Genomic DNA, 715 nt, shown 5'->3' on the forward strand with positions numbered 1-715 from the left:
GCTCGACTAGTGAGCTGTTACGCACTCTTTAAATGAATGGCTGCTTCCAAGCCAACATCCTAGCTGTCAATGCAGTCCAACCGCGTTGTTTCAACTTAGTATAGATTTGGGGACCTTAGCTGTTGGTCCGGGTTCTTTCCCTTTCGGACATGGACCTTAGCACCCATGCCCTCACTGCCGACGAACATTTATTAGCATTCGGAGTTTGTCAGGAATTGGTAGGATTTGACTCCCCCGCATCCAATCAGTAGCTCTACCTCTAATAAACTTAACATCGACGCTGCACCTAAATGCATTTCGGAGAGTACGAGCTATCTCCCAGTTTGATTGGCCTTTCACCCCTACCCACAGGTCATCCGAAGACTTTTCAACGTCAACCGGTTCGGTCCTCCACTCTGTGTTACCAGAGCTTCAACCTGCCCATGGGTAGATCACAAGGTTTCGCGTCTAATCCTACTAACTATGCGCCCTATTCAGACTCGCTTTCGCTGCGCCTCCGGACCTTAAGTCCTTAAGCTCGCTAGTAAAATTAACTCGTAGGCTCATTATGCAAAAGGCACGCCGTCACACAATAAATGTGCTCCGACCGCTTGTAGGCGTACGGTTTCAGGTTCTCTTTCACCCTTCTATTCGAAGTGCTTTTCACCTTTCCTTCACAGTACTTGTTCACTATCGGTCTTTCAGGAGTATTTAGCCTTGGAGGATGGTCCCCCCA

1 rRNA gene is annotated in these 715 nt (G+C 48.5%); it reads right to left on the reverse strand.

What is annotated here, in order from left to right:
- Window positions 1-715, reverse strand: a 23S ribosomal RNA gene (locus tag IV513_RS15595); the annotation flags it as partial.

This window comes from Chryseobacterium sp. RR2-3-20 (assembly GCF_017808115.1).
GTDB lineage: Bacteria > Bacteroidota > Bacteroidia > Flavobacteriales > Weeksellaceae > Chryseobacterium > Chryseobacterium oryzae.